At 37.7% G+C, this 23,302-nt stretch carries 20 protein-coding genes and 4 riboswitches; of the genes, 15 read left to right on the top strand and 5 right to left on the bottom strand.

Features of this window, described 5'->3' with window-relative positions:
• Positions 1 to 13: 13 nt before the first annotated feature.
• Positions 14 to 1,249, bottom strand: a complete 1,236-nt coding sequence (gene argJ, locus E2636_RS03405) for a bifunctional ornithine acetyltransferase/N-acetylglutamate synthase (protein ID WP_134208988.1) — start codon at positions 1,247 to 1,249, stop codon at positions 14 to 16.
• A 30-nt stretch (positions 1,250 to 1,279) separates the two neighbouring features.
• Positions 1,280 to 2,323 (bottom strand): N-acetyl-gamma-glutamyl-phosphate reductase, encoded by a 1,044-nt coding sequence (gene argC, locus E2636_RS03410; RefSeq protein ID WP_134208989.1) that lies wholly within the window; start codon positions 2,321 to 2,323, stop codon positions 1,280 to 1,282.
• Positions 2,324 to 2,707: 384 nt separating this feature from the next.
• Between argC and E2636_RS03415 the strand changes: the two genes are divergently transcribed.
• The 7 genes from E2636_RS03415 (at position 2,708) to E2636_RS03445 (ending at position 8,802) form a co-directional block, all read left to right on the top strand.
• A complete protein-coding gene (locus E2636_RS03415) occupies positions 2,708 to 3,244 on the top strand; it encodes a TetR/AcrR family transcriptional regulator (protein ID WP_134208990.1) in 537 nt (178 codons plus the stop codon).
• 245 nt (positions 3,245 to 3,489) lie between these two features.
• Complete coding sequence (locus E2636_RS03420) at positions 3,490 to 4,383, top strand: beta-keto acid cleavage family enzyme (protein WP_134208991.1); 894 nt, start codon at positions 3,490 to 3,492, stop codon at positions 4,381 to 4,383.
• On the top strand, positions 4,383 to 5,351 hold the full coding sequence (locus E2636_RS03425; RefSeq protein WP_134208992.1) for an L-carnitine dehydrogenase: 969 nt from the start codon (positions 4,383 to 4,385) through the stop codon (positions 5,349 to 5,351). The genes E2636_RS03420 and E2636_RS03425 overlap by 1 nt, the downstream gene beginning before the upstream one ends.
• A 22-nt stretch (positions 5,352 to 5,373) precedes the next feature.
• On the top strand, positions 5,374 to 5,844 hold the full coding sequence (locus tag E2636_RS03430) for a thioesterase family protein (RefSeq protein WP_134208993.1): 471 nt from the start codon (positions 5,374 to 5,376) through the stop codon (positions 5,842 to 5,844).
• A gap of 35 nt (positions 5,845 to 5,879) precedes the next feature.
• Positions 5,880 to 7,073, top strand: a complete 1,194-nt coding sequence (locus tag E2636_RS03435; RefSeq protein WP_134208994.1) for a quaternary amine ABC transporter ATP-binding protein — start codon at positions 5,880 to 5,882, stop codon at positions 7,071 to 7,073.
• Complete coding sequence (locus E2636_RS03440) at positions 7,070 to 7,900, top strand: ABC transporter permease (RefSeq protein WP_134208995.1); 831 nt, start codon at positions 7,070 to 7,072, stop codon at positions 7,898 to 7,900. Before E2636_RS03435 ends, E2636_RS03440 begins: the two co-directional genes overlap by 4 nt.
• A 23-nt stretch (positions 7,901 to 7,923) precedes the next feature.
• Positions 7,924 to 8,802: a glycine betaine ABC transporter substrate-binding protein gene (locus tag E2636_RS03445; protein ID WP_134208996.1), complete on the top strand. Its 879-nt coding sequence runs from the start codon at positions 7,924 to 7,926 to the stop codon at positions 8,800 to 8,802.
• Positions 8,803 to 8,921: 119 nt separating this feature from the next.
• On the opposite strand, the gene E2636_RS03450 is transcribed toward E2636_RS03445, so the two are convergent.
• Both E2636_RS03450 and E2636_RS03455 read right to left on the bottom strand, forming a co-directional pair.
• Positions 8,922 to 9,680 carry a YqjF family protein gene (locus tag E2636_RS03450; protein ID WP_243840720.1) on the bottom strand — a complete coding sequence of 253 codons (759 nt, stop codon included), beginning with the start codon at positions 9,678 to 9,680 and terminating at the stop codon, positions 8,922 to 8,924.
• A 110-nt stretch (positions 9,681 to 9,790) separates the two neighbouring features.
• Positions 9,791 to 10,555, bottom strand: a complete 765-nt coding sequence (locus E2636_RS03455) for an alpha/beta fold hydrolase (protein WP_134208997.1) — start codon at positions 10,553 to 10,555, stop codon at positions 9,791 to 9,793.
• 237 nt (positions 10,556 to 10,792) lie between these two features.
• Positions 10,793 to 10,902: riboswitch (SAM riboswitch) on the top strand.
• 102 nt (positions 10,903 to 11,004) lie between these two features.
• On the opposite strand from E2636_RS03455, the gene E2636_RS03460 reads away from it, so the two are divergent.
• The 7 genes from E2636_RS03460 to E2636_RS03490 all read left to right on the top strand — a co-directional run bounded on the left by E2636_RS03460 (position 11,005) and on the right by E2636_RS03490 (position 20,552).
• Positions 11,005 to 12,384: an LLM class flavin-dependent oxidoreductase gene (locus tag E2636_RS03460; protein ID WP_134208998.1), complete on the top strand. Its 1,380-nt coding sequence runs from the start codon at positions 11,005 to 11,007 to the stop codon at positions 12,382 to 12,384.
• Positions 12,385 to 12,530: 146 nt separating this feature from the next.
• Positions 12,531 to 12,641, top strand: a riboswitch (SAM riboswitch).
• Between the two features lie 150 nt (positions 12,642 to 12,791).
• Positions 12,792 to 12,903: riboswitch (SAM riboswitch) on the top strand.
• 146 nt (positions 12,904 to 13,049) lie between these two features.
• On the top strand, positions 13,050 to 14,849 hold the full coding sequence (locus tag E2636_RS03465; protein WP_134208999.1) for a PLP-dependent aspartate aminotransferase family protein: 1,800 nt from the start codon (positions 13,050 to 13,052) through the stop codon (positions 14,847 to 14,849).
• 33 nt (positions 14,850 to 14,882) lie between these two features.
• Positions 14,883 to 15,869: an aliphatic sulfonate ABC transporter substrate-binding protein gene (locus tag E2636_RS03470; RefSeq protein ID WP_134209000.1), complete on the top strand. Its 987-nt coding sequence runs from the start codon at positions 14,883 to 14,885 to the stop codon at positions 15,867 to 15,869.
• A 94-nt stretch (positions 15,870 to 15,963) separates the two neighbouring features.
• Complete coding sequence (locus E2636_RS03475; RefSeq protein WP_134209001.1) at positions 15,964 to 16,800, top strand: ABC transporter permease; 837 nt, start codon at positions 15,964 to 15,966, stop codon at positions 16,798 to 16,800.
• 13 nt (positions 16,801 to 16,813) lie between these two features.
• Positions 16,814 to 17,587, top strand: coding sequence for an ABC transporter ATP-binding protein (locus tag E2636_RS03480; protein ID WP_134209002.1), 774 nt, complete (start codon positions 16,814 to 16,816; stop codon positions 17,585 to 17,587).
• Positions 17,559 to 19,271: an acetate--CoA ligase gene (acsA, locus tag E2636_RS03485; protein ID WP_134209003.1), complete on the top strand. Its 1,713-nt coding sequence runs from the start codon at positions 17,559 to 17,561 to the stop codon at positions 19,269 to 19,271. The genes E2636_RS03480 and acsA overlap by 29 nt, the downstream gene beginning before the upstream one ends.
• A gap of 36 nt (positions 19,272 to 19,307) precedes the next feature.
• A complete protein-coding gene (locus E2636_RS03490) occupies positions 19,308 to 20,552 on the top strand; it encodes a homoserine dehydrogenase (protein WP_134209004.1) in 1,245 nt (414 codons plus the stop codon).
• Positions 20,553 to 20,688: 136 nt separating this feature from the next.
• On the opposite strand, the gene E2636_RS03495 is transcribed toward E2636_RS03490, so the two are convergent.
• Positions 20,689 to 21,522 (bottom strand): LysM peptidoglycan-binding domain-containing protein, encoded by an 834-nt coding sequence (locus E2636_RS03495; RefSeq protein WP_243840721.1) that lies wholly within the window; start codon positions 21,520 to 21,522, stop codon positions 20,689 to 20,691.
• Positions 21,523 to 21,741: 219 nt separating this feature from the next.
• Positions 21,742 to 21,858: riboswitch (SAM riboswitch) on the top strand.
• Between the two features lie 121 nt (positions 21,859 to 21,979).
• Here E2636_RS03495 and E2636_RS03500 point away from each other — a divergent pair.
• A complete protein-coding gene (locus tag E2636_RS03500) occupies positions 21,980 to 23,293 on the top strand; it encodes an O-acetylhomoserine aminocarboxypropyltransferase/cysteine synthase family protein (RefSeq protein WP_134209005.1) in 1,314 nt (437 codons plus the stop codon).
• Positions 23,294 to 23,302 lie beyond the last annotated feature (9 nt).

A 23,302-nucleotide genomic window follows, 5' to 3' on the forward strand; every position in this document is an offset into this window, starting at 1 on the left:
TGTCTCTATCTCCTTACGAACGGTAACTTGCATTAATTTTCACATAGTCATATGTTAAATCGCATCCCCAAGCTTTTCCGCTTTCTGTGCCTTGCTGCAAGTCAACATTTACAATCACAACATCTCGTTGTAAATAAGCTTTAGCTTGTTCTTCATTAAAAGATTGGGGTTGGCTATTTTGAAGCATTAAAATATCGCCAATGGATACATTTACTGTTTCAGGATTAATCGTGACACCGCTATAACCAACTGAACAAATGATACGTCCCCAGTTCGCATCTGCTCCGTACATAGCCGTTTTCACTAAGTTAGAGCCTACTATTTGTTTCGCAATAATATTTGCTGCTTCATGCGTAGTAGCCCCTGATACATTTACTTCTATTAACTTTGTTGCCCCTTCTCCGTCACGTGCAACTTGTTTAGCTAAGTCTTCACACGTTAAACGAAGTGCTTCATAAAATGATGCCCAATCTGAATGGTCAGGCGTTAAAGTGTTATTTTCGGCCATTCCGTTTGCTAACACAATAACCATGTCATTTGTAGATGTATCTCCATCAACTGTAATTTGATTAAAGCTTACATTAGTAATCGAGCAAAGTGCTTCTTGTAAAACATCAGATGAAATATTGGCATCAGTTGTGACAAAGCCGAGCATAGTTGCCATGTTTGGATGAATCATGCCTGAACCTTTTGCTGTTCCACCGATTGTAACAATCTTTCCATCAATTGTTGTTTCATAACAAGCCGTTTTCATCACAATATCTGTCGTTAAAATAGCGGTTTGAAATGCTTCAGCATGTTGTAAACTTCTTGCAGGATTTAATAAATTAATCCCATTTATAATTTTCTCCATATCAAGTAATTCTCCAATTACGCCAGTAGAAGCTACTGCTACGTAATGGGGTGCTACATTTAATTTTTCTGCACATGTATTGCGCATGGTATAGGCATCTTTTAAACCTTGTTCTCCCGTACAAGCGTTAGCACAAGCACTGTTTACAACAACTGCTTGTAGTTTATTTTCAACTGCAACACTTTCTTTAGTTACATATAATGGCGCTGCTTGAAATGAATTTAATGTATAAACAGCGGCACAATTTGCTGGAACTTCACTTACAATGACACCAAAATCTTTTTTCTCAAATCTTAATCCTGCATGAACACCATCAGTTGAAAATCCTAACGGTGTAACAATGGTCCCGTTTTTTATTTTCTTTATATCAGCTAAATTAAGTTCACTTGTGGTCAAATTGTTACCTCCTGTTTTGATAGTGATTGTTTATGGATAAATAGGTAGTACATTAAGCCCCGTTTGTTGGTCATAGCCCATCATTATATTTCCGTTTTGAATCGCTTGACCTGCTGCCCCTTTTACGAGATTGTCAATTACTGCAACAATCGTTACTCTATTCGTACGCTCATCAACCGTTACGTTAATATCGCAATAGTTTGATCCGCTTACTTCTTTAGTTGATGGAAACTCTCCAAGTTTACGAACGCGAACGAAGGGTGCATCTTCATAGCAATTTACATACAATTGATGAATTTCTTCAGCAGAAAACTCTTTATTTAATTGTACATACATCGTGCTCATAATTCCTCGACTCATGGGAATTAAATGCGGACTAAAGCTAATATGCCCGATTTGATCATCCCATCGTGCTAAAATTGATTCGATTTCTGGAATGTGGGGATGTTGATTTATTTTATAAATTTTCAGGTTTTCATTGATTTCAGCGTAGTGAACTATTGGCGAAAGTCCGCGTCCAGCACCTGAAATCCCGGATTTTGCATCAACGATAATAGAATTAGGTTGAATGAGTTTTTTCTGCGCAAGAGGAGCTAAACCTAATAAAGTTGCTGTTGGATAACAGCCAGGATTAGCAATAAATGTACTTTCTTTTACTTCATCTGCAAACCATTCGGATAATCCATATACCGATTTTTCTAAATCTTCTATACTAGCAGAAGGCTTTTTATACCATTTTTCATAAAGTTCTTCTGTTTTCAATCGGAAATCTCCTGATAAATCCACTACTTTTATTCCTTCTTTTAGGAGTTGGGGAACAAGCTGACTAGATACACCCGATGGCGTGGCTGTGAAAATTATATCCAATTCTTTAGCCATTTCCTTTGGTTCGATTTTTTTTAACGTATATAAAATATTTGCGAGGTGAGGATAGACTTCTGAAATTTCCATTCCATCTTGTGAGGATGAATAGACCGCATGAATTTGAAAGTGAGGATGATTCGATAATAGACGAATCAATTCAATGCCGCCGTACCCTGTTGCTCCAATAATTCCAACCTTAATTTCCTTCATTATAAAACTCCTTTTTACAAGTAACTGTTTGAATTGATTTATCCATTATAGTATTGTATAAAGATAAAATCAAATGGATATTTATAAATTTAATGATTTTTCAGTATAATGCAGCATTTTAATATGTTTTATTTACTAAATTTTAATACTTTAACGTAATTTCACTTGAAGAATTATTTTTAAAAAAGAGAAAGTGAAAAAGGGGCAAATTCTGAAAAAGTAAAGGAAATCTATAAACCAGTTTTTATCGTTCGTAACAAAAGGATGTTCCTATAAGATTTAAATGAATATGCACTCCAAACGAAAAATAGTATAGAGTTTGTAATAAAACCGTCCGAGTAGTATAGTAATAATTAAATTCTATTTATATCAAAGGAGATTCACATGGGTAGACCTACAAGAAAAATTGAGATTCTCCTTGCAGCATCTAAGATCGTCAGCGAGCGGGGCATCTTTAATTTAACGCTAGAGGCAACGGCTGCAGAAGCCGGAATTAGCAAAGGTGGATTACTTTATCACTTCCCTTCAAAAGAAGCACTAGTAAAAGGAATGGTCGAACATTTAGCCGAGAATTACAGAGAGAAAATTGCTACTAAAGTAGAGGAATCACTTGAGGAAAAAGGAAAATGGACAAAGTCATATGTTGATGTCACATTTAATAATCCTTATCAGAATAAAAATATGCACGCCGGATTATTGGCTGCAAAAGCGGTGAATGAAGAATTACTGGACCCTATAAGAGAACTCTATACAAAATGGCAGAAAGAAATTGAAAATGATGGCATTGACCCTGTAAAAGCGACCATCATCCGTCTTGCAACAGATGGAATCTGGCTGTCCGAGCTTTTTGATATTCATCATATTGGAGAAGAAAAGAAAGAAATTATTTTTCAAAGGTTGAAATCATGGGCAAACGAATAACGTCACCATATAAAAGTCACTCTATCATTAAGATAGTTTGGCTTTTTTTTTGATTAATTCTTTCTTAAAATGAATCATCAAAATAGATGTGAATTTGCAGCAGTAGCGTTTCATGTACAAAGTGAGGTTGAAATTAAACCGTCTGGATGGTACAGTTTAAATTATGTAGTAAATGAGAAACCGAATCTATTAATCAATATTCATGTTTTTATATGAGTAAATCGACTCAATCTGGGGGAGACAATATGCAAAAGAAAGTATTATTAACAGCTGCAGTAACTGGAGCAGGAGATACAACAACGAAAAGCAAGCACGTTCCTATAACTCCGAAAGAAATAGCAGATGCGGCAATTGAATCGGCAAAAGCAGGTGCAACTGTTGCACACGTTCACGCACGTAATCCTAAAACTGGAGGCATCAGCCACAGTTTGGAACATTACCGTGAAATTATAGAGCGCATCCGTGAATCCGAAACAGATGTAATCATTAATATTACATCAGGAGGCGGCGGAGATTTCATTCCTAATTTGTCTAATCCAGCGCTTGGTGGTGAAGGAACGGATATGCAGACCCCTAACCAGCGAAATGAACCGGTTGGATCTTTACTCCCTGAAATGTGTACACTCGACTGCGGAAGCGTGAACTTTGGAGATACGGTGTACATCAGTCCGACTGATTGGCTGCGTGACCAAGCTAGAATGATTCAGCAAAGCGGTGTGAAACCCGAACTTGAGTGTTTTGATACAGGTCATCTTCGTTTTGCAAAGCAACTCATTGCGGAAGGATTAATTGACGGAGACCCCATGTTCCAGTTTTGTTTGGGAATTCCATGGGGAGCAGAAGCAGATGCTGAAACAATGACTTATATGAAAAATAGACTTCCTGAAAATGCACACTGGTCCGCATTTGGTATTGGCAGAATGCAAATACCAATGCTTGAACAGGCAGCTCTTCTTGGTGGGAATGTCCGAGTCGGACTAGAAGATAATTTATATCTAGGTAAAGGGGTACTGGCTCGCAACGACCAACTTGTCGATAAAGCAGTTACGTTGTTACAAGCAACGGGCATTGAGGTAATGACGCCGAAAGAAGCGCGAATTCACTTTAACCTTAGAAACCCATACGGAGGAACAAACTAATGACAAACCAAACACATGATGTAAAAAAAATAGCAGTAATCGGAACCGGTGTAATCGGTAATGGATGGATTGCTCGATTCTTGGCACATGGATTTGATGTTAATGCATTTGATCCTGCTGAAGGAGCGGAAGAACGAACTAGAAAAGCAATTGCACAAGCATGGCCCACTTTGGAAAAATTGGGTCTCGCAAAAGGAGCAACACAAAATCGCGTGATATTTTTGCCTACAATTAAAGAAGCAGTTAGTGATGCTGATTTAATCCAAGAAAATGTTCCCGAACGTGAAGACTTGAAAAAGAGTGTCTTATCAAGTATTGATGAACATGCTAAATCGAATGCCATCATTGGATCGAGCACATCTGGTATTATGCCTAGCACTTTACAGGAAGGGTTACGGCATCCGGAGCGTCTTATCGTAGCTCATCCGTTTAATCCGGTTTATATTCTTCCGCTCGTTGAACTTGTTGGTGGAGAGAAAACAAATCCTGAAATAATTGAACGGGCAACCCTTTTCTACAAAAGTTTACGAATGAAACCGTTGATCGTTAGAAAAGAAATTGAAGGGCATTTGGCTGACCGATTAATGGAAGCACTCTGGCGAGAGGCTTTGCATCTTGTGAATGATGGCGTTGCAACGACTGAAGAAGTGGACGCTGCCATTATTTATGGTGCTGGTCTGCGGTGGGCTCAGATGGGACCGTTTCTTACGTTCCATCTTGCAGGTGGAGAAAAAGGCATGCGACACATGTTGGAACAATTCGGACCTTCCCTACAATTACCATGGACGAAACTAAAGGCGCCTATATTAACAGATGAGTTAAAAGAAAAGGTTATTACTGGTTGTGAAAGTCATGCGGGAGAAGTTTCGATTGCAGAGCTTGAAAGAAAGCGTAATGAGTTTTTAGTGGAGTTGCTTGATTTGGTCGAGTCATATTGGCCAGAATCGAAAACACTTGAAAAAGTCTAAGGAAGTTTAAGGAGGAGTCTACATGCCGAATCAATCTTTAACTTATGAAAATAGAGTAATTAGTGAATATGTTGATTATAACGGCCATATGAACGATGCAGCTTATGCGAAAATATTCAGCCTGGCTGCGGATAACTTCATAGATTTTATAGGTCTAGACGCGGAGTCACGTGCAACACAAAACTACACGATATTTACGCTCGAATCACATATATGCTACCTACAAGAGGCTCGCGAAAATGAAAAACTTCTAACTAATGTTCAATTGCTTGACAGCGATGTAAAACGACTTCATTTATTTTTCACCATGAGTAAGGCTTCAGGAGAAGTAATCGCGACGAGTGAACAGATGCTGATGGGAATTAATACGAAACAAGGAAAACCAGCCCCATTTCCAGAGTCCGTCAAAGCTTCAATTGAAGAGCTACGAGCTACTCATAAAGAACTAGCGACACCGAAACAGGCCGGCAGAAAAATCGGAATCAACCGGTAAGTAATCGGTTTTGCGATTAACAGAGGAGAATTTTAATGAATAAGATTGAAGTGAATAATTTAACGAAAATCTTTGGTTCACATCCTCATCAAGGGCTAAAACGCTTGGAAAATGGGGAAACGAAAGAAGAAATTCTTGCAAAGACTGGTATGACGGTAGGGGTTAAACAAGTTTCATTCTCCGTTAAAGCAGGCGAATTCTTTGTTATCATGGGTCTTTCGGGAAGCGGAAAATCGACGTTAATCCGACTCGTTAATCGGCTGATTGAACCGACGAATGGTGAAGTGCTGATTGATGGTGTTGATATTACCAAGATGAAAAAAGCGGAGTTAATTGAAACAAGAAGAAAAAAATTAGGTATGGTCTTCCAGCAGTTCGGCTTATTCCAGCATCGTAGTGTAATAGCAAATGTTGCCTACGGATTGGAAATTCAAGGCATGAAAAAAGAAGAACGTATTAAACACGCACAGAAAGCAATAGAAGACGTTGGTTTGCAAGGATATGAAAATAGCTATCCAAAAGAGCTTAGTGGTGGAATGCAACAAAGGGTAGGACTTGCTCGTGCTCTAGCAAATGACTCGGATATATTGCTGATGGATGAAGCTTTCAGCGCACTCGACCCATTAATTAGAAAAGAAATGCAAGATGAACTGCTAAACTTGCAAAACAAACTGGGTAAAACCGTTTTGTTTATTACCCATGATTTGGACGAAGCACTAAAATTGGGAGATCGCATCGCCATTATGAAAAATGGTGAGATTGTACAAGTTGGGACAGCAGATGAAATTCTGGAAAATCCAGCAAATGAGTACGTTTCTAATTTTGTCAAAGATGTCGATCGTTCGAAAGTACTGATGGCATCGCACGTCATGAAGAAACCGAATGTGCTAATGATTGAAAAAAATGGTGCTTTGGCAGCTGTTCGTAAAATGGAGGAGACGGGTGCATCTAGTATTTTCGTTGTCGATAAAGATAATACCTTTAAAGGATTATTGACTATTGACGATGCTATTAAAACCTATAAAAACAACCTCGCTATTGAAGACGTGTTAATAAAAGAAATCCATACTATTTCTCCAGATACCTCTTTAAATGACCTCTTTGGAGTGGCAATCGAAGCGAAGTATCCACTGGTTGTCATCGAAAATGGTAAGTTACTGGGAATCGTTTCTCGTGTTTCAATTCTTTCTGGTTTAGTTCTTGGGAAAGATGAGGTGTCTTCCTCATGAATTATTTTAATATTCCTTTAGAAGAATGGGCAAATACCTTTGTCGATGATTGGTTGCTTCCTGTGACTGGTGATTTCTTTGACACAATAAGTGATGGTCTCCGAACATTTATAGGTGGAGTAACGGATTTGCTCATTGCAATTCCTCCTGAACTAATAGTTTTGGTAATCGTTATGCTTGCATGGAAAATATCTGGGAGAGGTTTGGCGTTGTTTGCGCTAATTGGTAGCTTGTATCTGGGTTCTGTCGATTTATGGACAGAAGCGATTCAGACGGTTTCCATAGTTATGGTTTCCACACTTATTTCAATTACTATCGGAATTCCGTTAGGTATATTAGCGGCGACGAATAAACTTATGGCTGGATTGGTTCGTCCGATTTTGGACTTTATGCAGACTTTGCCAAGTTTCGTATATCTAATTCCAGCGATTCTGCTGTTTGGTCTAGGCAATGTGCCAGCTGTCATTGCAACGTTCGTTTTCGCGACACCCCCGGTAGTTCGCATGACCACTCTTGGAATTCAGCAAGTACCTGCGGATGTTGTGGAAGCTTCTACAGCATTTGGTTCAACCAAGTGGCAGTTGCTTTATAAAGTTCAACTTCCCCTAGCGATGCCTTCAATTATGGCAGGGGTAAATCAAACGATGATGCTCGCACTGTCAATGGCTGTTATTGCATCCATGATTGGTGCTCCAGGACTCGGTTCTGTCGTTTTAACAGGAATTTCGACGGTTAATGTAGGTCTTGGATTAACTGGTGGATTAGGAATAGTCGTACTGGCAATTATCATGGACAGACTTACGCAAGGCTTGGCAAGAAAACAATAAACTATGAAAAGAGGAAATATGAGATGAAAAAAACTTTATTAATGGCAATGCTTGTTTTAATCTTAACAGTTGCTGCAGCCTGTTCTTCTAATAATTCAAAGAACGAGGAAGGTACAAATTCAGAAGAAGCCAAACAGGAAACAATCACTTTCGGTGTAACTCCGTGGACAAGCACAGTGCCGCCGACAAAAATAGCAAGTCTTATATTACAGGATATGGGCTATAAAGTAGAAGAAACTAGCGCTGATGTAGGTAGTCTATTTATGGGATTATCACGCGGTGACTTGGATGTATTCATGGATGCATGGCTTCCTATGCACCAAACATATTTAGATAAATTTGAAGGAGATATACAAAGTACTGCTGTCAGCTATCCAGAAGCAGAAACAGGCTGGACTGTACCTGTTTACATGGAAGATGTAAATTCGATTGAAGATTTAAAAGGTCGTGAAGATGAGTTCAACAACGAATACTATGGAATTGAAAAGGGATCCAGTGCAGGAATAGAAAGCGATGAGATCATCAAAGCATACGAATTCGATTTTACGCAAGTAAACTCTTCTGAAGGCGGAATGCTCGCTCAAGCACAGCGAATGATGGACCAGGAAAAACCAGTAGTATTTTATGGCTGGCGCCCTCATACGATGTTTAATAAATTCGATTTGAAAGTATTGACTAATGAACAAGGTTTCTTTGAAACTTCATCCGTCGAAGTAATCACGAATACGGATTTGAAAGAAAATTCCCCAGAAGCGTATGAATTTTTAAGTAACTGGAGTATTTCAATTGATGACGTGGAAGAAATGATTGTTAAGATCGAAGAAGGGCAAGACCCTGAAGAAGTAGCCCAGGAATGGATTGACAACAACGAAGATAAAGTGAATGAAATGACAGGAAAGTAATAATAATTAAAGTCCGCTTTCTTCTGTTTAAGACAGGAAGAAGCGGACTTTTTCTGTAAAGTATTGAAAAAGTAAATCCGTAGTGATTTCAATAAATGAGTGTTGATGAATTAGATTAATTACGAACTTTCATATATTCCTACTTTTTTTGGAGGCCAAACGATAACATCAAGTTTTTCACAATATTGAAGAAGTGGGGCGGGCTCTTCAATTTGAATGCCCATACTTTGTGCAACTGTATTCATCTTAAAAGTTGCTTCAGCATGTTGTAAAGGCCATGGTTTATGATGAATATTCCCTTCATAAACACCATTTTTCTTAATGACATACAGTAGATATTGTTCGGTTAACCAATGTTCTAGCGTTCCTGTATTAGCCCTGTAGACGTCTCCAACTGGACGGTATGTTCCAGAAAAAATCCCGGTTTTTGCACGAGAGTCAGTTCGTTGGCAATAAAAATTTACCGTTTCATTTTGTCGGGTAATTTCCATTTCGGCATGCATATAAGGTAAATTATACGTACTATTTGCTAATATTACGGCAAGCTTACTATTGGCATCCAAGCTAAAGAAATAGACGCCAGGCTTCCCTCTAAAGGTTACATATGTCCTTACATTTAACTCAGCAAACTCTGGCGTAAAGGGAAGTTCTCGTATTCCATGAATACGGATTCCGCTCATTAGAAATGGAACAATACTAATCCAAGCATTATCTTCAAAAGTGTCTATTTCGAAGCAATTTGGAATTAAAGAACGTAGAAGTGATTTTGATACCGGATAATGGGCAAACAAAAGGTGACTCCATGTTTGTGCCATGACCCATGGTTCTTTTGGGACTGGAAACGATCGATGATACACTTCATTCAGAAGAGTCAACATACTTTCCTCCTAACGCAAATAGAATTTGTGAAATATTTAATAGTTTTATCATACATACTCACTTTAACTTTAATGTGTAATTTTCAATAGTTTTAGTATATTTATTTCAATTAGTTGCTTAACAAATATCCAGTAACAATTTGATTGACCTCACTAGACGCTTTTGTTGGTAAGTGATGTGAAACACCTTTTAATGTAAACAATTGAAAATTTTTAAGGTTTTTTTTGTAAAATTTGATAATAGATTTTAGCATATATTCTTGACTCCCGTATAGAAGTAATATAGGTATTTCGGTCTTTTTTATTTCAACCATGCAATTAAAATGAAGACATTCTACATAAAGTTGTGACCACACTGTTGAATCTGATTTATACATATGCTCTTTAAGAATATTTTTATATTCCTTATTTTTTGTATGTGCCATGGAAATTACATTCGATACCAACTTTTTATGTAGTTGAACCGACAATATCCCTAATCGATGTTCAATTTTAAATGGTAAATTAGAAATAATTGGATAACATCCAGACATAATAAGTGACTTAATTCTTAAAGGATAGTGTATACATAGATATTGGGCGATGGATCCACCTGAAGAGTATGAAAAAAGAACGACTGACGATAAACGGAGGTGATCCATTAGCAGAATAATATCCTTGGCAAAGCGTGCTATGGTGATTTCTGATTCACCATTATATTTACTGTCACCTTGTCCTATCAAATCAGGAAGAATTAATCGGAAATGTTTGGTGAGTGGCTTTTGTTCATAAAAAAATTTTCTTCCCAAACCAACAGGAGGTATAAAAATAATAGGAATTCCGCTTCCAAGATCATCATATATAAGTTTTTCATTATCAATCATAAATTCCGACATTTATTAAAATCTCCCTACTTTTTGTTTATATTATTGTTTGTTTAATGGTAATTATTATGAATGGTAAATTGTACAAGATAAGATATTTAATAAATTATAGTCTCTTGTTATTTGGACTAATGTGAGTTGAAATAACGAATTGTTATATTTAGTTTATTAATACTAGTAAGTTGATTACTGATTGACAAGCAAGCTTTTACATGATAAATTACTGGAAATTGAATAATGTGAAATTTCTTCTTATAAAGAGAGGTGGAGGGACTGACCCTGCGAAACCTCGGCAACCAGTTTTATGACAAAATCCGGTGCTAAATTCAGAGGAATGTAGAGTATTCCGAAGATGAGAAGAGAGTTGCTAGGACGGTTATATATATTTAGCCCCTTTACCCTTCTCTCTTTTATTAGAGTGAAGGGTTTTTTTGTGAAAAATTTCTTAAGGAGGAATCATATTGGGAAAACGAATTTACTTGAATGCGTTTGATATGAATTGTGTAGGTCATCAATCACCAGGACTTTGGAGTCATCCAGAGGATCAATCCCACAGATATTGTGATTTGGATTACTGGGTCAAGTTAGCTAAATTATTAGAAAAAGGAAAGTTTGATGGGATTTTCTTGGCAGATGTGCTGGGCTATTATGATGTTTACAATGGTAGCAAAGATGTTGCTGTAGAACAGGCTATTCAAGCCCCAGCTAATGATCCCATGTTATTGATTCCTGCCATGGCTTACGCAACGAAACACCTAAGTTTTGGACTAACTTATTCACTCACATACGAGCAGCCATATATGTTGGCAAGAAGGTTTTCGACGTTAGATCATCTTACTAAAGGGAGAATAGCCTGGAATATTGTGTCCTCTTATTTAGAAAGTGCAGCAAAAAACTTTGGTTTAGAAGGTCAAATCCCACATGATAAGCGTTATGACATTGCTGAGGAATTCTTAGAGGTTAGCTATAAATTATGGGAAGGTAGTTGGGAAGAGGGGGCGGTATTACGTGATAAGAAAAATAAAATATACACAGATCCTAAGAAAGTACATACAATTAATCACGAAGGGGAATTTTTCAAAGTTCCTGGCGCTCATTTATGTGAGCCTTCTCCACAGCGGACACCTGTACTTTACCAAGCAGGTGCTTCTAAACGTGGAGCAGATTTTGCAGCTAAGCATGCTGAATGTGTTTTTACAGCAGGACCCACAACAGATGCAGTGAAAAAAGGTGTCAAAGAATTACGTGAAAAAACAAAAAAATTCGGTAGGAATCCAGATGATATTCTCGTGTTTACAGTGTTTACAGCTATTGTTGGTAAGACTGAAGAAGAAGCAAATAAGAAATATGAAGAACTAAAAAGTTATGTAAGCCTTGAAGGTGCTTTGGCACTACTTGGAGGATGGACTGGAATTGATTTTTCAAAGTATGAACCAGATCAGACATTAGAATATATCGATAGTAATGCGATTCAATCTGCAGTCGAAGTGTTCACGAAAGCTGACCCCGATCGCAAATGGACCATTCGAGAACTTGCCACTTTTGTAGGAATCGGAGGAAGAGGACCAGTTGCAGTTGGGTCGCCTGAACAGATTGCTGATGAATTAGAGTATTGGATAAAAGAAACTGATGTTGATGGATTCAACTTAGCTTATACGCTCGCACCTGGAAGTTTTGAGGATTTTGTAGAACTTGTCATTCCAATTTTACAACAGCGAGGTCTAGTTCAAACTGAATATGAAGAAGGAACATATAGGGAGAAGTTATATGGTAAGGGTCAGAGATATTTAAAAGAAAGTCATCCTGGTTCTGCTTATAAAAATCTTCACCAACATAATTAAAATATATGAAGTGACTGCTTTTATTGAAATTATAATTATATAAATTATTGAAAATTTTCAAAAAAATAGTTGACATTAAATTCTGAATACAATAGAATCATCAACAAGCTAGTAAATTAAAAGTGTTTAAAAAATAAAATTGAATACTCTTATCCAGAGTGGTGGAGGGACTTGGCCCTGTGAAACCCAGCAACCATCAAGGCAATCCTTGAAAAGGTGCTAATTCCGGCAGGTAGTGTATACCTGCAAGATAAGAGGAGGACTAAAGACCTTCTCTATATTGAGGGTCTTTTTCTTTTTTATGATTTATTAGAAATTTTTTATGAATTGATTACTATTTGAAAAAATGCTGACATAGTATAAGTTTATCAATTAAAGCATTAAAGCATTGCTAATTTAATAATTACTTCTTATCAAGAGTGGTGGAGGGACTTGGCCCTGTGAAACCCAGCAACCATCAAGGTAACCCCTTGAAAAGGTGCTAATTCCTGCGGATAGTGTATATCTGCAAGATAAGAGGAGGAATAGAGACCCTCTTCTTATGAAGAAGGGTCTTTTGTGTTCCTTACAGAAAGTTTTTAAGAAAATTTACACCTTTTCAAGAATTAAACCAAGTTTCCCAATAAGATTACTAAAAATTAATTACATCCTAGGAGGAAAAACAAATGACAAATCAAAACGAAGGCTACGATTTAGAAACAATATTATTGCATGGTGGTCAATCACCTGATCCAACAACAGGTTCTCGGGCAGTACCTATTTATCAAACTAGTTCTTATGTATTCCACAATACAGACCACGCACAAAGCTTATTCGCTTTAGATGAGCCCGGAAATATCTATTCTAGAATTGGTAATCCAACAGTTGATGTATTAGAAAAACGAATTGCACTTTTAGAAGACGGTGTAGCAGCAGTTGCGACTTCATCAGGAATGGCGGCTATTGCTTTGGCGGTAATGAATGTTGCTAGTGCAGGTGATGAAATTGTGGCTGCTTCCAGTCTTTATGGGGGAACATATAACTTATTTTCTACCACTCTTCCACGATACGGAATTACTGTTCACTTTGTAGATGCGACCGATCCGGAAAACTTCCGTAAGGCGATTACTCCGAAAACGAAAGCACTTTACGGAGAGATTATTGGAAATCCAAGCCTACAAGTTTTAGATATTGAAAAAGTTGCAGATATTGCGCACGAGGCTGGAATTCCATTGATTATTGATAATACATTTGCGTCGCCATATTTGTGTAAGCCCATTACTTATGGAGCTGATATTGTTGTACACTCAGCTACCAAATGGATTGGTGGTCACGGAACAACAATTGGTGGTCTTGTAGTGGATGGTGGGCGGTTTAATTGGAACAGTGAAAAATTCCCAACATTCACAGAGCCAGATCGAAGCTATAACGGGATAAGATACGCTTTTGATTTTGGAACGCTTGCTTTTAGCACCAAGCTACGTGTACAGATGTTGAGAGATTTCGGTTCATGTTTGAGTGCACAAAGTGCATTCAATCTACTTCAAGGATTAGAAACATTGCATGTTCGTATTGAAAAACATAATAAAAATGCTCAGGAGTTAGCGGAGTATTTAACTTCACATCCAGGAGTTGAATGGATTTCATATCCTGGACTCGAAGACCATCCAGCACATGAATTAGCTAAAAAGTATTTGACGAATGGTTTTGGTTCAATCGTTAATTTTGGAATTAAAGGTGGTAGAGATGCAGGTAAGAAGTTAATTGATAATGTTGCCTTATGGTCGCATGTAGCAAATGTTGGTGACGCAAAATCATTAATTATTCATCCAGCATCTACTACGCATCAGCAACTGAGCACAGAAGAACTTCAATTGACAGGTGTGACCGAAGATTTAATTCGACTTTCCATTGGAATAGAGTCGGTTCGCGATTTGAAGAATGATCTTGATCGGGCTTTGTTTGAAGCAACTGGGCTTGCGCCAAATGGCCAAGAGCAAATTGAAGTGGTTATTAATGATGAAAGTGTTATTCGATGGGCTTTGCAATCGCCAATAGTTCGTGAAATTGTAAATGGCAAAGAACAGCAACGACAAAAGACATTAGCTGTTGTTGGTCTAAGCGGAAACCCTTCAAGACCTAGTAATCGTTTAGCAAGAAAAATGCAACGTCTTGGCTACAAAATCATTCCTGTTAATCCTGTTGAAAAGGAAGTTTTAGGAGAAAAAGCTTATCCCGATTTAACGTCAGTTCCAGGAACGATTGATATCGTTCAAGTATTCCGCAGCCCAGAAGCGGCTATTTCAGTTGCAAAAGAAGCCGCACTTGTAAAACCAAGGATTTTCTGGTTGCAAGAAGGTGTTATTTCTCCAGAGGCGGCAACAATCGCAAAAGAGGCAGGGTTAGATGTTATCCATAATCGCTGTACCTATAAAGAAGCACAACGATTAAGAGGGACGATTGTTACTTATGCTTGTGAAATCTAAGTCATTAATAAATAAAAAAAGGGGGAAGAATAAGTGAAAAAAATAGTGCTAGGCTTTATATCAATTTTGTTGTTAGTAGTTATAACGGGGTGTTCAGACAATGCAAGTGGAGAGAAAAATGACAAACCGAAAAAAATCACGCTTGATTATGCTTATTATTCTCCCACAAGTCTTATTTTAAGAGAGTTTGGATGGGTAGAGGAGGAATTCAAAAAAGACGGAATTGAAGTCGAATTTGTTCTTAGTCAAGGCAGTAATAAGGCACTTGAATTCCTAAATAGTAGCAGTGTTGATTTCGGTTCGACAGCAGGAGCAGCTGCATTGTTAGCGAAAGCAAAGGGATCACCAATAGAAAGTGTCTACGTATTTTCTAAGCCTGAGTGGACAGCACTTGTGACGAATAAAGATTCTGATATCAAGTCAGTGAAGGATTTAAAAGGAAAAAAAGTGGCGGCCACATTAGGAACTGATCCTTATATTTTCTTGTTGCGTGCTCTAAATGATGCGGGATTAAGCGCAGATGACGTGGAAATTATTAATCTTCAACATGCGGATGGAGCAGCGGCTTTATCTACCAATCAAGTAGATGCATGGGCAGGACTTGATCCACATATGGCAAAAGTTGAATTAACAACCGGTGCGGAGTTGTTTTACCGTAACCCTGATTTTAATACGTATGGTGTTTTAAATGTTCGTTCAGATTTTGCTGAAAAATATCCGAACCAAGTAGAGAAAGTAATAGAGTTATATGAAAAAGCGAGAAAATGGGCTATTGAAAATCCACAGGAAGCGGCTGAAATTTTGGCTAAAGAAGCAAGTATTGATATTGATGTTGCATTAAAACAATTGGAAAGAACAGATTACTCTAACTCTCTTCCTGGGAATGAACAGGTAGAAGCCTTACAAGCTGCTGGAGAAGTGCTTCAAAAAGGTACTATTATTGATAAAGATACTGATTTAGAGAAAGTGGTTGCAGAATTAATTAACCCGGATTATGCTAAAAAAATTATTAAAGATTAATTTTGGTAAATAACATCCTCTACTACAACTTATTTGTTAGAAAGCAGCAACAAACTTTAATAGAACCTTAATAAAAAAGAATGAGGGATGACGAATGAGCAGTAAAAGTGAACCTCTATCACAGCGAGTCCAATGGAAAGTGAAAAACCGCATTCGTTTTCCAAAGAAATTGAAAGTGGCTTTATACGGAAGTGTCGTGCCAATCTTCTTATTGGTGGCATGGCAAATTCTAAGTATGGTTGGTGTTTTAGAGAGACACTTGATGCCTGCTCCAACCCTAGTATTAGAAAAAATAGTCAGCATGGTGGTTGATGGAACCTTATGGGGCCATATAGGAGTTACCTTATTACGTATTTTGATCGGTTTTTCAATAGGTGTTGGGTTTGCTATCGTCATAGGGTCAATTGTAGGGTATCTAAAAAAAGCTGAACATATGATGGATCCACTAATACAAGGGTTTAGAGCAATTCCTTCACTAGCGTGGGTTCCCTTGTTTATTCTTTGGATGGGGATTGGGGAATCTTCTAAAATTACGCTCATTGCAGTAGGTGTTTTCTTTCCCGTGTATTTAAATATTGTTGCGGGTATTCAAGGGGTAGACCGTAAGCTCATTGAAGTAGGGAAAATATATAATTTCACACCATTACAATTGGTACGTAAAGTCATACTACCAGCATCTCTACCTTCTTTTTTTACAGGGATCAGAAGCGGACTTGGTCTTGGCTGGATGTTCGTAGTTGCTGCAGAACTGATGGGTGCAAGCAAGGGAATTGGTTATTTACTTGTTGTTGGACAAAACACATACTCCCCTGATTTAGTTTTAGCAAGCATTGTTCTGATTGCTATCTTGGGGAAACTAACAGATTCTGCTATAAAAATGATTGAAGCAAAAGCTCTTCATTGGCAGGACAGCTTCGGTAAGTTGAATTAAAGGAGTGAGACTTTTGCTTTCATTAAAAAATGTATCGCGAACTTTCAGTGAAGGTTCGGCAGGATTTAAGAATATAAGCTTTACTTCTGAAAAAGGAGAAATCATTGGATTACTTGGTACTAGTGGTTGCGGGAAAAGTACGTTATTAAGAGTACTTTCAGGTCTTGACCCTGAGTATACAGGCGCTGTGAAGATAAATGATGAATTGATTAAAGCCGTTCATGAAAAAGTAGGGATTATTTTTCAAGAACCACGTTTAATGCCATGGCTTAATGTCGTCGATAATGTCGCTTTTGGACTAAAAGTAAAGAAAGATAAACAAAAGCAAAAAGAGGCACAAGACTTTGTTGACCTCGTTGGCCTCCATGGCTTTGGTAACCACTTTCCGAAAGACCTTTCTGGCGGAATGGCGCAACGGGTATCAATTGCCCGAGCACTTATCACGAACCCGGAAGTTCTTCTTCTAGATGAACCATTTAGTGCATTGGATGCTTTTACAAAAATGCAATTACAGGATTTATTATTAAAAATTTGGCACCAATATCAGTCGTCAATTGTTTTGGTAACACACGACATTGATGAAGCTCTTTACTTATGTGATCGGATTTTTATCTTACGAGGACAGCCCGGTGAGATATATAAAGAACTTCATGTACCAATGACAAAACCACGGTCACGTGGAAATGAAGAATTAGCAAAAATGAAAGCAAACATCCTTGATTTATTGGATTTGACTCAAGGAGAAAAGGGGGAAAGTCATGACAACTTTAAAGCTACAGCCAAATAAGGCTGAAAATCAATCCTATAATCTCTCCAACTATCAAGAAAGTATTGAGGGGTTTTCTTGGCAGGAAGTTGAAAAACAGTTTAGCTGGTATCAGTCAGGAAAAGTCAATATGGCTCATGAATGTATTGATCGCCATGTAGAAGATGGTTATGGAGACAAAATAGGCCTTCACTTTTTAAATGATGAAGAAGAAATTAAATATACATTTTCACAACTGAAAGATAAAACGGATCATCTAGCAACCGTATTAAAAAATAACGGTGTACAAAAAGGCGATATCGTCTTTATCTTTTTACCTAAAAATCCTGATTGCTATATTGCGATGATTGCAGCTGTCAAAATAGGCGCGGTTGTCGGTCCACTGTTCGAGGCGTTTATGGAAGAAGCCATAAGAGACAGAATTAGTGACTGTAACGGTCGGTACTTAATCACGGATAGCGATTTGGTTAAGCGTGTACCAAAAGGCGATTTGCCAACACTTGAGAAAATCTTCATTACTGCCGAAACTGAGCACTGTGAGGATGGGGAAATTTCATTGAAGGAAGAATTACGCCGTACTAAAAGTGATGAAAATGTTACGGAATGGCTTGATTTAGAAGATCGTCTTAATATTCATTATACAAGTGGATCTACTGGAAAGCCGAAAGGAATCATTCATGCTCATCGGGCAATGATTCAGCAATATCAAACTGGTAAATGGGTGCTAGATATACAAGAAGATGATGTTTATTGGTGTACAGCTCATCCTGGTTGGGTTACCGGTACGGTTTATGCTATCTTTGCTCCTTGGTTAAATCGTGCAACGATTGTATTATATGGCGGAAGATTTGATGCAGATTCCTGGTATTCAACCATTGAAAAGACAAAGGTAACTGTTTGGTATAGTGCACCAACTGCTTTTAGAATGTTAAAGGCAGAAGGAGATACGATTTTACAACAGTATGACTTAAGTTCGCTTCGACATCTATTAAGTGTGGGGGAACCTCTAAATCCTGAAGTAATTCATTGGGGTATCGAAAAATTAGGGAAACGAATTCATGACACTTGGTGGATGACAGAAACAGGTGCGCAATTAATCGTTAATTTGCCTTCTGAAGTTATTAAACCAGGATCGATGGGTCGTCCGTTTCCAGGAATAGAAGTAGCTATTCTTGATGACGAAGGAACGAAGCAGCCACATGGACAAATTGGTCATCTCTCAATCAAGGCACCTTGGCCAGCAATTATGAGAGAAGTATGGAAAAACAAAGATAAATATGATTCTTATTTCCAGTTTGGAGATTGGTATCTTTCTGGGGATTTGGCATTTCAGGATGAAGAAGGCTATATCTTCTTCCAGGGCCGTAGTGATGACATGATTAACTCTTCTGGTGAGCGAATTGGACCTTTCGAGGTAGAAAGTAAGCTTATTGAACATGAAGCCGTTGCTGAAGCGGGAGTAATAGGAAAGCCTGACCCACTTCGTGGTGAAATTGTTAAGGCATTTATTGTGCTAAAGAAGGGTTATGAAAATTCTCCATTATTAATAGACGAAATCAGAAAATTTGTCAGATATAAATTAGCAGCCCACGCTGCTCCTCGGGAAATTGAAGTATTAGAAGAACTTCCAAAAACAAAGATAAGCGGCAAACTATTAAGAAGGGAGCTTAAAGCTCTAGAACAAAACCGTTTACAATCTAACTGAAAAAAGATTTATTTCATAAAAAAAGGAAGTGTAATTTTGTCTGTTATTAAAGTAGCATTGCTTGGGTTTGGAACGGTAGGCGAAGGAGTCTATCGCACCATTCAATCACATCAAAAAGAATTAAAAGCTGTGTTGGGGAAAAACGTAGAAGTAGTGGCAGTGTTAATTAAAAATAAAGAAAAAAAGAGAGATATTAACAGTGGTGTTCTAATTACAACAGATTTTGAAGATATCATTGAATTACCACATTTGGATGTTGTGATAGAAGCAATTACAGAAAAAGAGCCGAGTTTCACTTATTTAAAGAGAGCACTAATAAAAGGCTATCATATTGTTACAGCTAACAAGGAAATGTTTTCAAGTCATGGTAGAGAATTAATCGAGCTAGCTGCAAAGCAAAAAGTATCGGTTGGTTTTGAGGCAACCGTTGCGGGTGGTGTGCCTATTATACAGACATTGCAGCAATTGTTGAAGGTTAATAATGTCTATGAGATCCAAGGGATTTTGAACGGAACATCGAATTTTATTTTGACTGAAATGCGAGAAAAGAAGCAGTCTTTCTTTGAAGCATTAAAGCTAGCTCAGCAAAATGGCTATGCGGAAGCTAACCCAAGCAATGATATTAATGGGTTTGATGCGTATTTTAAGCTTATGGTGTTAAGTGAAATTGCATTTGGTGAACAGCCTGAACAAAAATATGTCAAAATAAATGGAATTACTGACATAACAAGTGAACAAATTGAGATGGCTGAAAAGCTTGGATTACATTTTAAGCATATTGCTTCAATTGAAAGAAAAGAGGATCGTCTTTACGCTTCGGTCATTCCTACACTTGTATCAAAGTCACATCCATTCTACCATGTAGAAGGTGTTGAAAATGCAGTCCATGTAAAAACCGATCTTGTCGGTGGGATTACTTTACAGGGTCCAGGTGCTGGAATGTTTCCAACCGCAAGTGCAATGATTGAAGACCTTGTTCAAGTTTTTCAAAGACATTCAACTCTAGGAAACAGTCTGAAAAATAAGTCAATCATTAAAAAAGAAGCGAAAGATCAAGATATATCTTATTGGATAGTAAGTAATCTCAGGAACCATTTCTCTTTAAGTGTTATTACCTATTATGATCAGCTGTCAGAGAATGTTTTTTTAATTAAAGCCAAAAAGTCCCAATTACTTCAGCTTTGCGAGCAAAATGATGCGTTGATTTCTTATCCAATATTGGGAAATTATGAGCTGAAAAGTGAGCATGAAAAAGAAGCTTTACAGCTCCTAATTGATTAATTTTGCACGTTATCCTCAACTCTATAACTACAGGAACTGAAGTAAGATTAGCAGAGGATAACTGTAACAAAAATACTCGTTCAATAAATTATCTGACGACTCATATCACTTAATTAGTTTCAAAAGTATAGGTATTTCAAGTGAAACCAATCTTGACTCTTACTAAATCCTGAACACTTCCATCATTGGCACTTCTAGTATAGACTCTTAAGTCACCTGTGGAGGTTGTAGGCTCACGATCAAATTCTACATTCGTAGAAAAATAACCGTATTCAGGTCCTGCTGCACGAGCTGTGATGAAATCTTCTGGTGAAATCACGTTGCCAGCATCGTCAACGATTGAGTACAACACATTTGCTTCAAAAACCCTTGCTACACCTTCGATTAAGCTACCTGATTGAATAGTATTTCCAGGTAATGGACGATTGACCAAAATATTTCGTGAAGAAGCTAGCGGCAAAATTATATGATAACCTGGATAAAGGATATCTGGAGAAAAACTGGCTCTTCGATCATTGGCTTTTATTGTATCTTCAATTCGAATGCCAGTTTGACTAGCAATTCTGTATAATGAATCTCCAGATTGGATTTCATAAATAAAAGCAGGAACGAGTATCGGTTGGTTACGATAAATTAGATTAGGATTGGCAATTTGACTATTAATTCCTAATAAAAGGTCAAACTCGCCCGAAAATTGTTGACTTATGGATAACAATGTATCACCTGGAGAAACAATATAATAAACTTCATAACGATAGCCGTATCTACCTCCTGGTACAATGAGAAGCTGACCTGGGAAAATAAGACCCGGATCTGTAAATGGGGGGTATAGAGAATTGGCTTGCTCAATCGCAGGGACTGTACTACCTAATCGGGAAGCAATACTGTATAAGGTATCTCTTGGCTGAACAGTATATAAATAATTTGTGGTTTGTATAGCAGTCAGTTTTATACACCCCTTTTTATCCATGGTATTCGCAGTGTGTCAAATTAATGTCTATAATATTGTTATAAACCTCTTTCAATAAACGTCCTCAGCTTGGATAGACGACTATAGCGATCGATTATGATCAACAACCCTTTTTCAATTCAAAAATAAAAGCACCGAATTTTCAGAAAAAGGTTGACTTCTTATTGCAAACTTATTTATAATCCTTAACAAGAGACTTTGAATTACCAACTTAATATACTCTTATCCAGAGTGGCGGAGGGAATAGGCCCTGCGATGCCCGGCAACCAACGAATTTTATCCTAATTCGGCAAGGTGCTAATTCCTACAGATTGAAGTTGATCTGAAAGATAAGAGGAGGATCTCAGGAACCCCCTCTTCTTATGAAGGGGTTTTTTAATTCCTTTTTTTAAACTTATTGACTTTTCACTGTAGTCACTAGAAAACTAAAAACATAAAAAAAGAGGAGAGATTAAAGATGACAAATTCAACAAACCCTTCTGAAAACTATGGTATTGAGACATTACTTCTACACGGTGCAACGAGCCCAGATCCAACAACTGGTTCACGGGCAATTCCGATTTACCAAACGACTTCTTTTGTTTTCGACAGCACTGATCATGCGCAGAAGTTATTTTCACTTGAGGAAGCAGGAAATATTTATTCACGTATTGGTAATCCAACAGTTGCTGCATTTGAAGATCGTATTGCATTGCTTGAAGGCGGAGTTGGAGCGGTTGCTGTTTCTTCTGGGATGGCTGGCATCACGCTTGCTATATTAAATCTAGCCAGTGCAGGTGATGAGATAGTAGCTGCAACAAATCTATACGGAGGAACGTATAACTTATTTTCATCAACGCTTCCACGCTATGGAATTAATGTGAAATTAGTAGATCCATCTGATCCTGAAAATTTTAGGAAAGCTATTACAGCAAAAACAAAAGCAGTATTTGCTGAAATAATCGGTAACCCAAGTTTAAATGTGTTAGACGTTGAAGCTGTCGCAAAAGTAGCGCATGAAGAAGGTGTTCCATTAATCGTCGATAGTACATTTGCGACACCTTATTTAAATAAACCGATCGAGCATGGTGCAGATATCGTGATCCATTCTGCAACAAAATGGATCGGCGGACACGGGACAACGATTGGTGGGGTAGTTGTTGATGCAGGGAAATTCAAATACGATAATGGAAGATTCCCAGATTTCACAACACCGGATACAAGCTACAATGGACTTCGATTTGTAGATTTAGAAGAAGCGGCATATATTGCAAAGTTCAGAGTTCATTTATTGCGTGACATTGGCGCTTGCTTAAGTCCACAAAGTGCATTTTTACTATTGCAAGGCCTTGAAACACTGCATTTAAGAATGGAGCGTCATGTTGAAAATACGCAAGTTGTTGCAGAGTATTTAGAACAACATCCAGCTGTGGAATGGGTGTCATATCCGGGCTTAAAAAGTCATGCATCTCATGAATTAGCAAAAAAATATTTACCTAAGGGTGCCGGTTCAATCATTGTATTTGGTATTAAAGGCGGTAGAGAGGCTGGACGGAAAGTAATCGATCACACAGTTTTATGGTCTCATGTTGCAAATGTTGGAGATGCAAAATCTCTAATTATTCACCCAGCATCAACTACTCATGCACAATTATCTGCTGAAGGTTTGGTGGCGAGTGGCGTGTTAGAGGATCAAATTCGTTTGTCAGTTGGCATTGAAAATGTAAAAGATTTAATTGCGGACTTAGATCAAGCAATTAAACAGGCATCTGAAATAGCTGTTCATTCTTAATTTTGTTTA

This window comes from Paenisporosarcina antarctica (assembly GCF_004367585.1).
GTDB classification, from domain to species: domain Bacteria; phylum Bacillota; class Bacilli; order Bacillales_A; family Planococcaceae; genus Paenisporosarcina; species Paenisporosarcina antarctica.

Excerpts from the sequence above, each read along its gene's own strand:
- E2636_RS03450 (WP_243840720.1), bottom strand. The coding sequence starts at position 9,680 with ATGTTGACTCTTCTGAATGAAGTGTATCATCGATCGTTTCCAGTCCCA.
- E2636_RS03415 (WP_134208990.1), top strand. The coding sequence starts at position 2,708 with ATGGGTAGACCTACAAGAAAAATTGAGATTCTCCTTGCAGCATCTAAG.
- E2636_RS03500 (WP_134209005.1), top strand. The coding sequence starts at position 21,980 with ATGACAAATTCAACAAACCCTTCTGAAAACTATGGTATTGAGACATTA.
- E2636_RS03495 (WP_243840721.1), bottom strand. The coding sequence starts at position 21,522 with ATGGATAAAAAGGGGTGTATAAAACTGACTGCTATACAAACCACAAAT.
- E2636_RS03475 (WP_134209001.1), top strand. The coding sequence starts at position 15,964 with ATGAGCAGTAAAAGTGAACCTCTATCACAGCGAGTCCAATGGAAAGTG.
- E2636_RS03425 (WP_134208992.1), top strand. The coding sequence starts at position 4,383 with ATGACAAACCAAACACATGATGTAAAAAAAATAGCAGTAATCGGAACC.
- E2636_RS03420 (WP_134208991.1), top strand. The coding sequence starts at position 3,490 with ATGCAAAAGAAAGTATTATTAACAGCTGCAGTAACTGGAGCAGGAGAT.
- E2636_RS03455 (WP_134208997.1), bottom strand. The coding sequence starts at position 10,555 with ATGTCGGAATTTATGATTGATAATGAAAAACTTATATATGATGATCTT.
- E2636_RS03440 (WP_134208995.1), top strand. The coding sequence starts at position 7,070 with ATGAATTATTTTAATATTCCTTTAGAAGAATGGGCAAATACCTTTGTC.
- acsA (WP_134209003.1), top strand. The coding sequence starts at position 17,559 with ATGACAACTTTAAAGCTACAGCCAAATAAGGCTGAAAATCAATCCTAT.
- E2636_RS03445 (WP_134208996.1), top strand. The coding sequence starts at position 7,924 with ATGAAAAAAACTTTATTAATGGCAATGCTTGTTTTAATCTTAACAGTT.
- E2636_RS03435 (WP_134208994.1), top strand. The coding sequence starts at position 5,880 with ATGAATAAGATTGAAGTGAATAATTTAACGAAAATCTTTGGTTCACAT.
- E2636_RS03465 (WP_134208999.1), top strand. The coding sequence starts at position 13,050 with ATGACAAATCAAAACGAAGGCTACGATTTAGAAACAATATTATTGCAT.
- argC (WP_134208989.1), bottom strand. The coding sequence starts at position 2,323 with ATGAAGGAAATTAAGGTTGGAATTATTGGAGCAACAGGGTACGGCGGC.
- E2636_RS03430 (WP_134208993.1), top strand. The coding sequence starts at position 5,374 with ATGCCGAATCAATCTTTAACTTATGAAAATAGAGTAATTAGTGAATAT.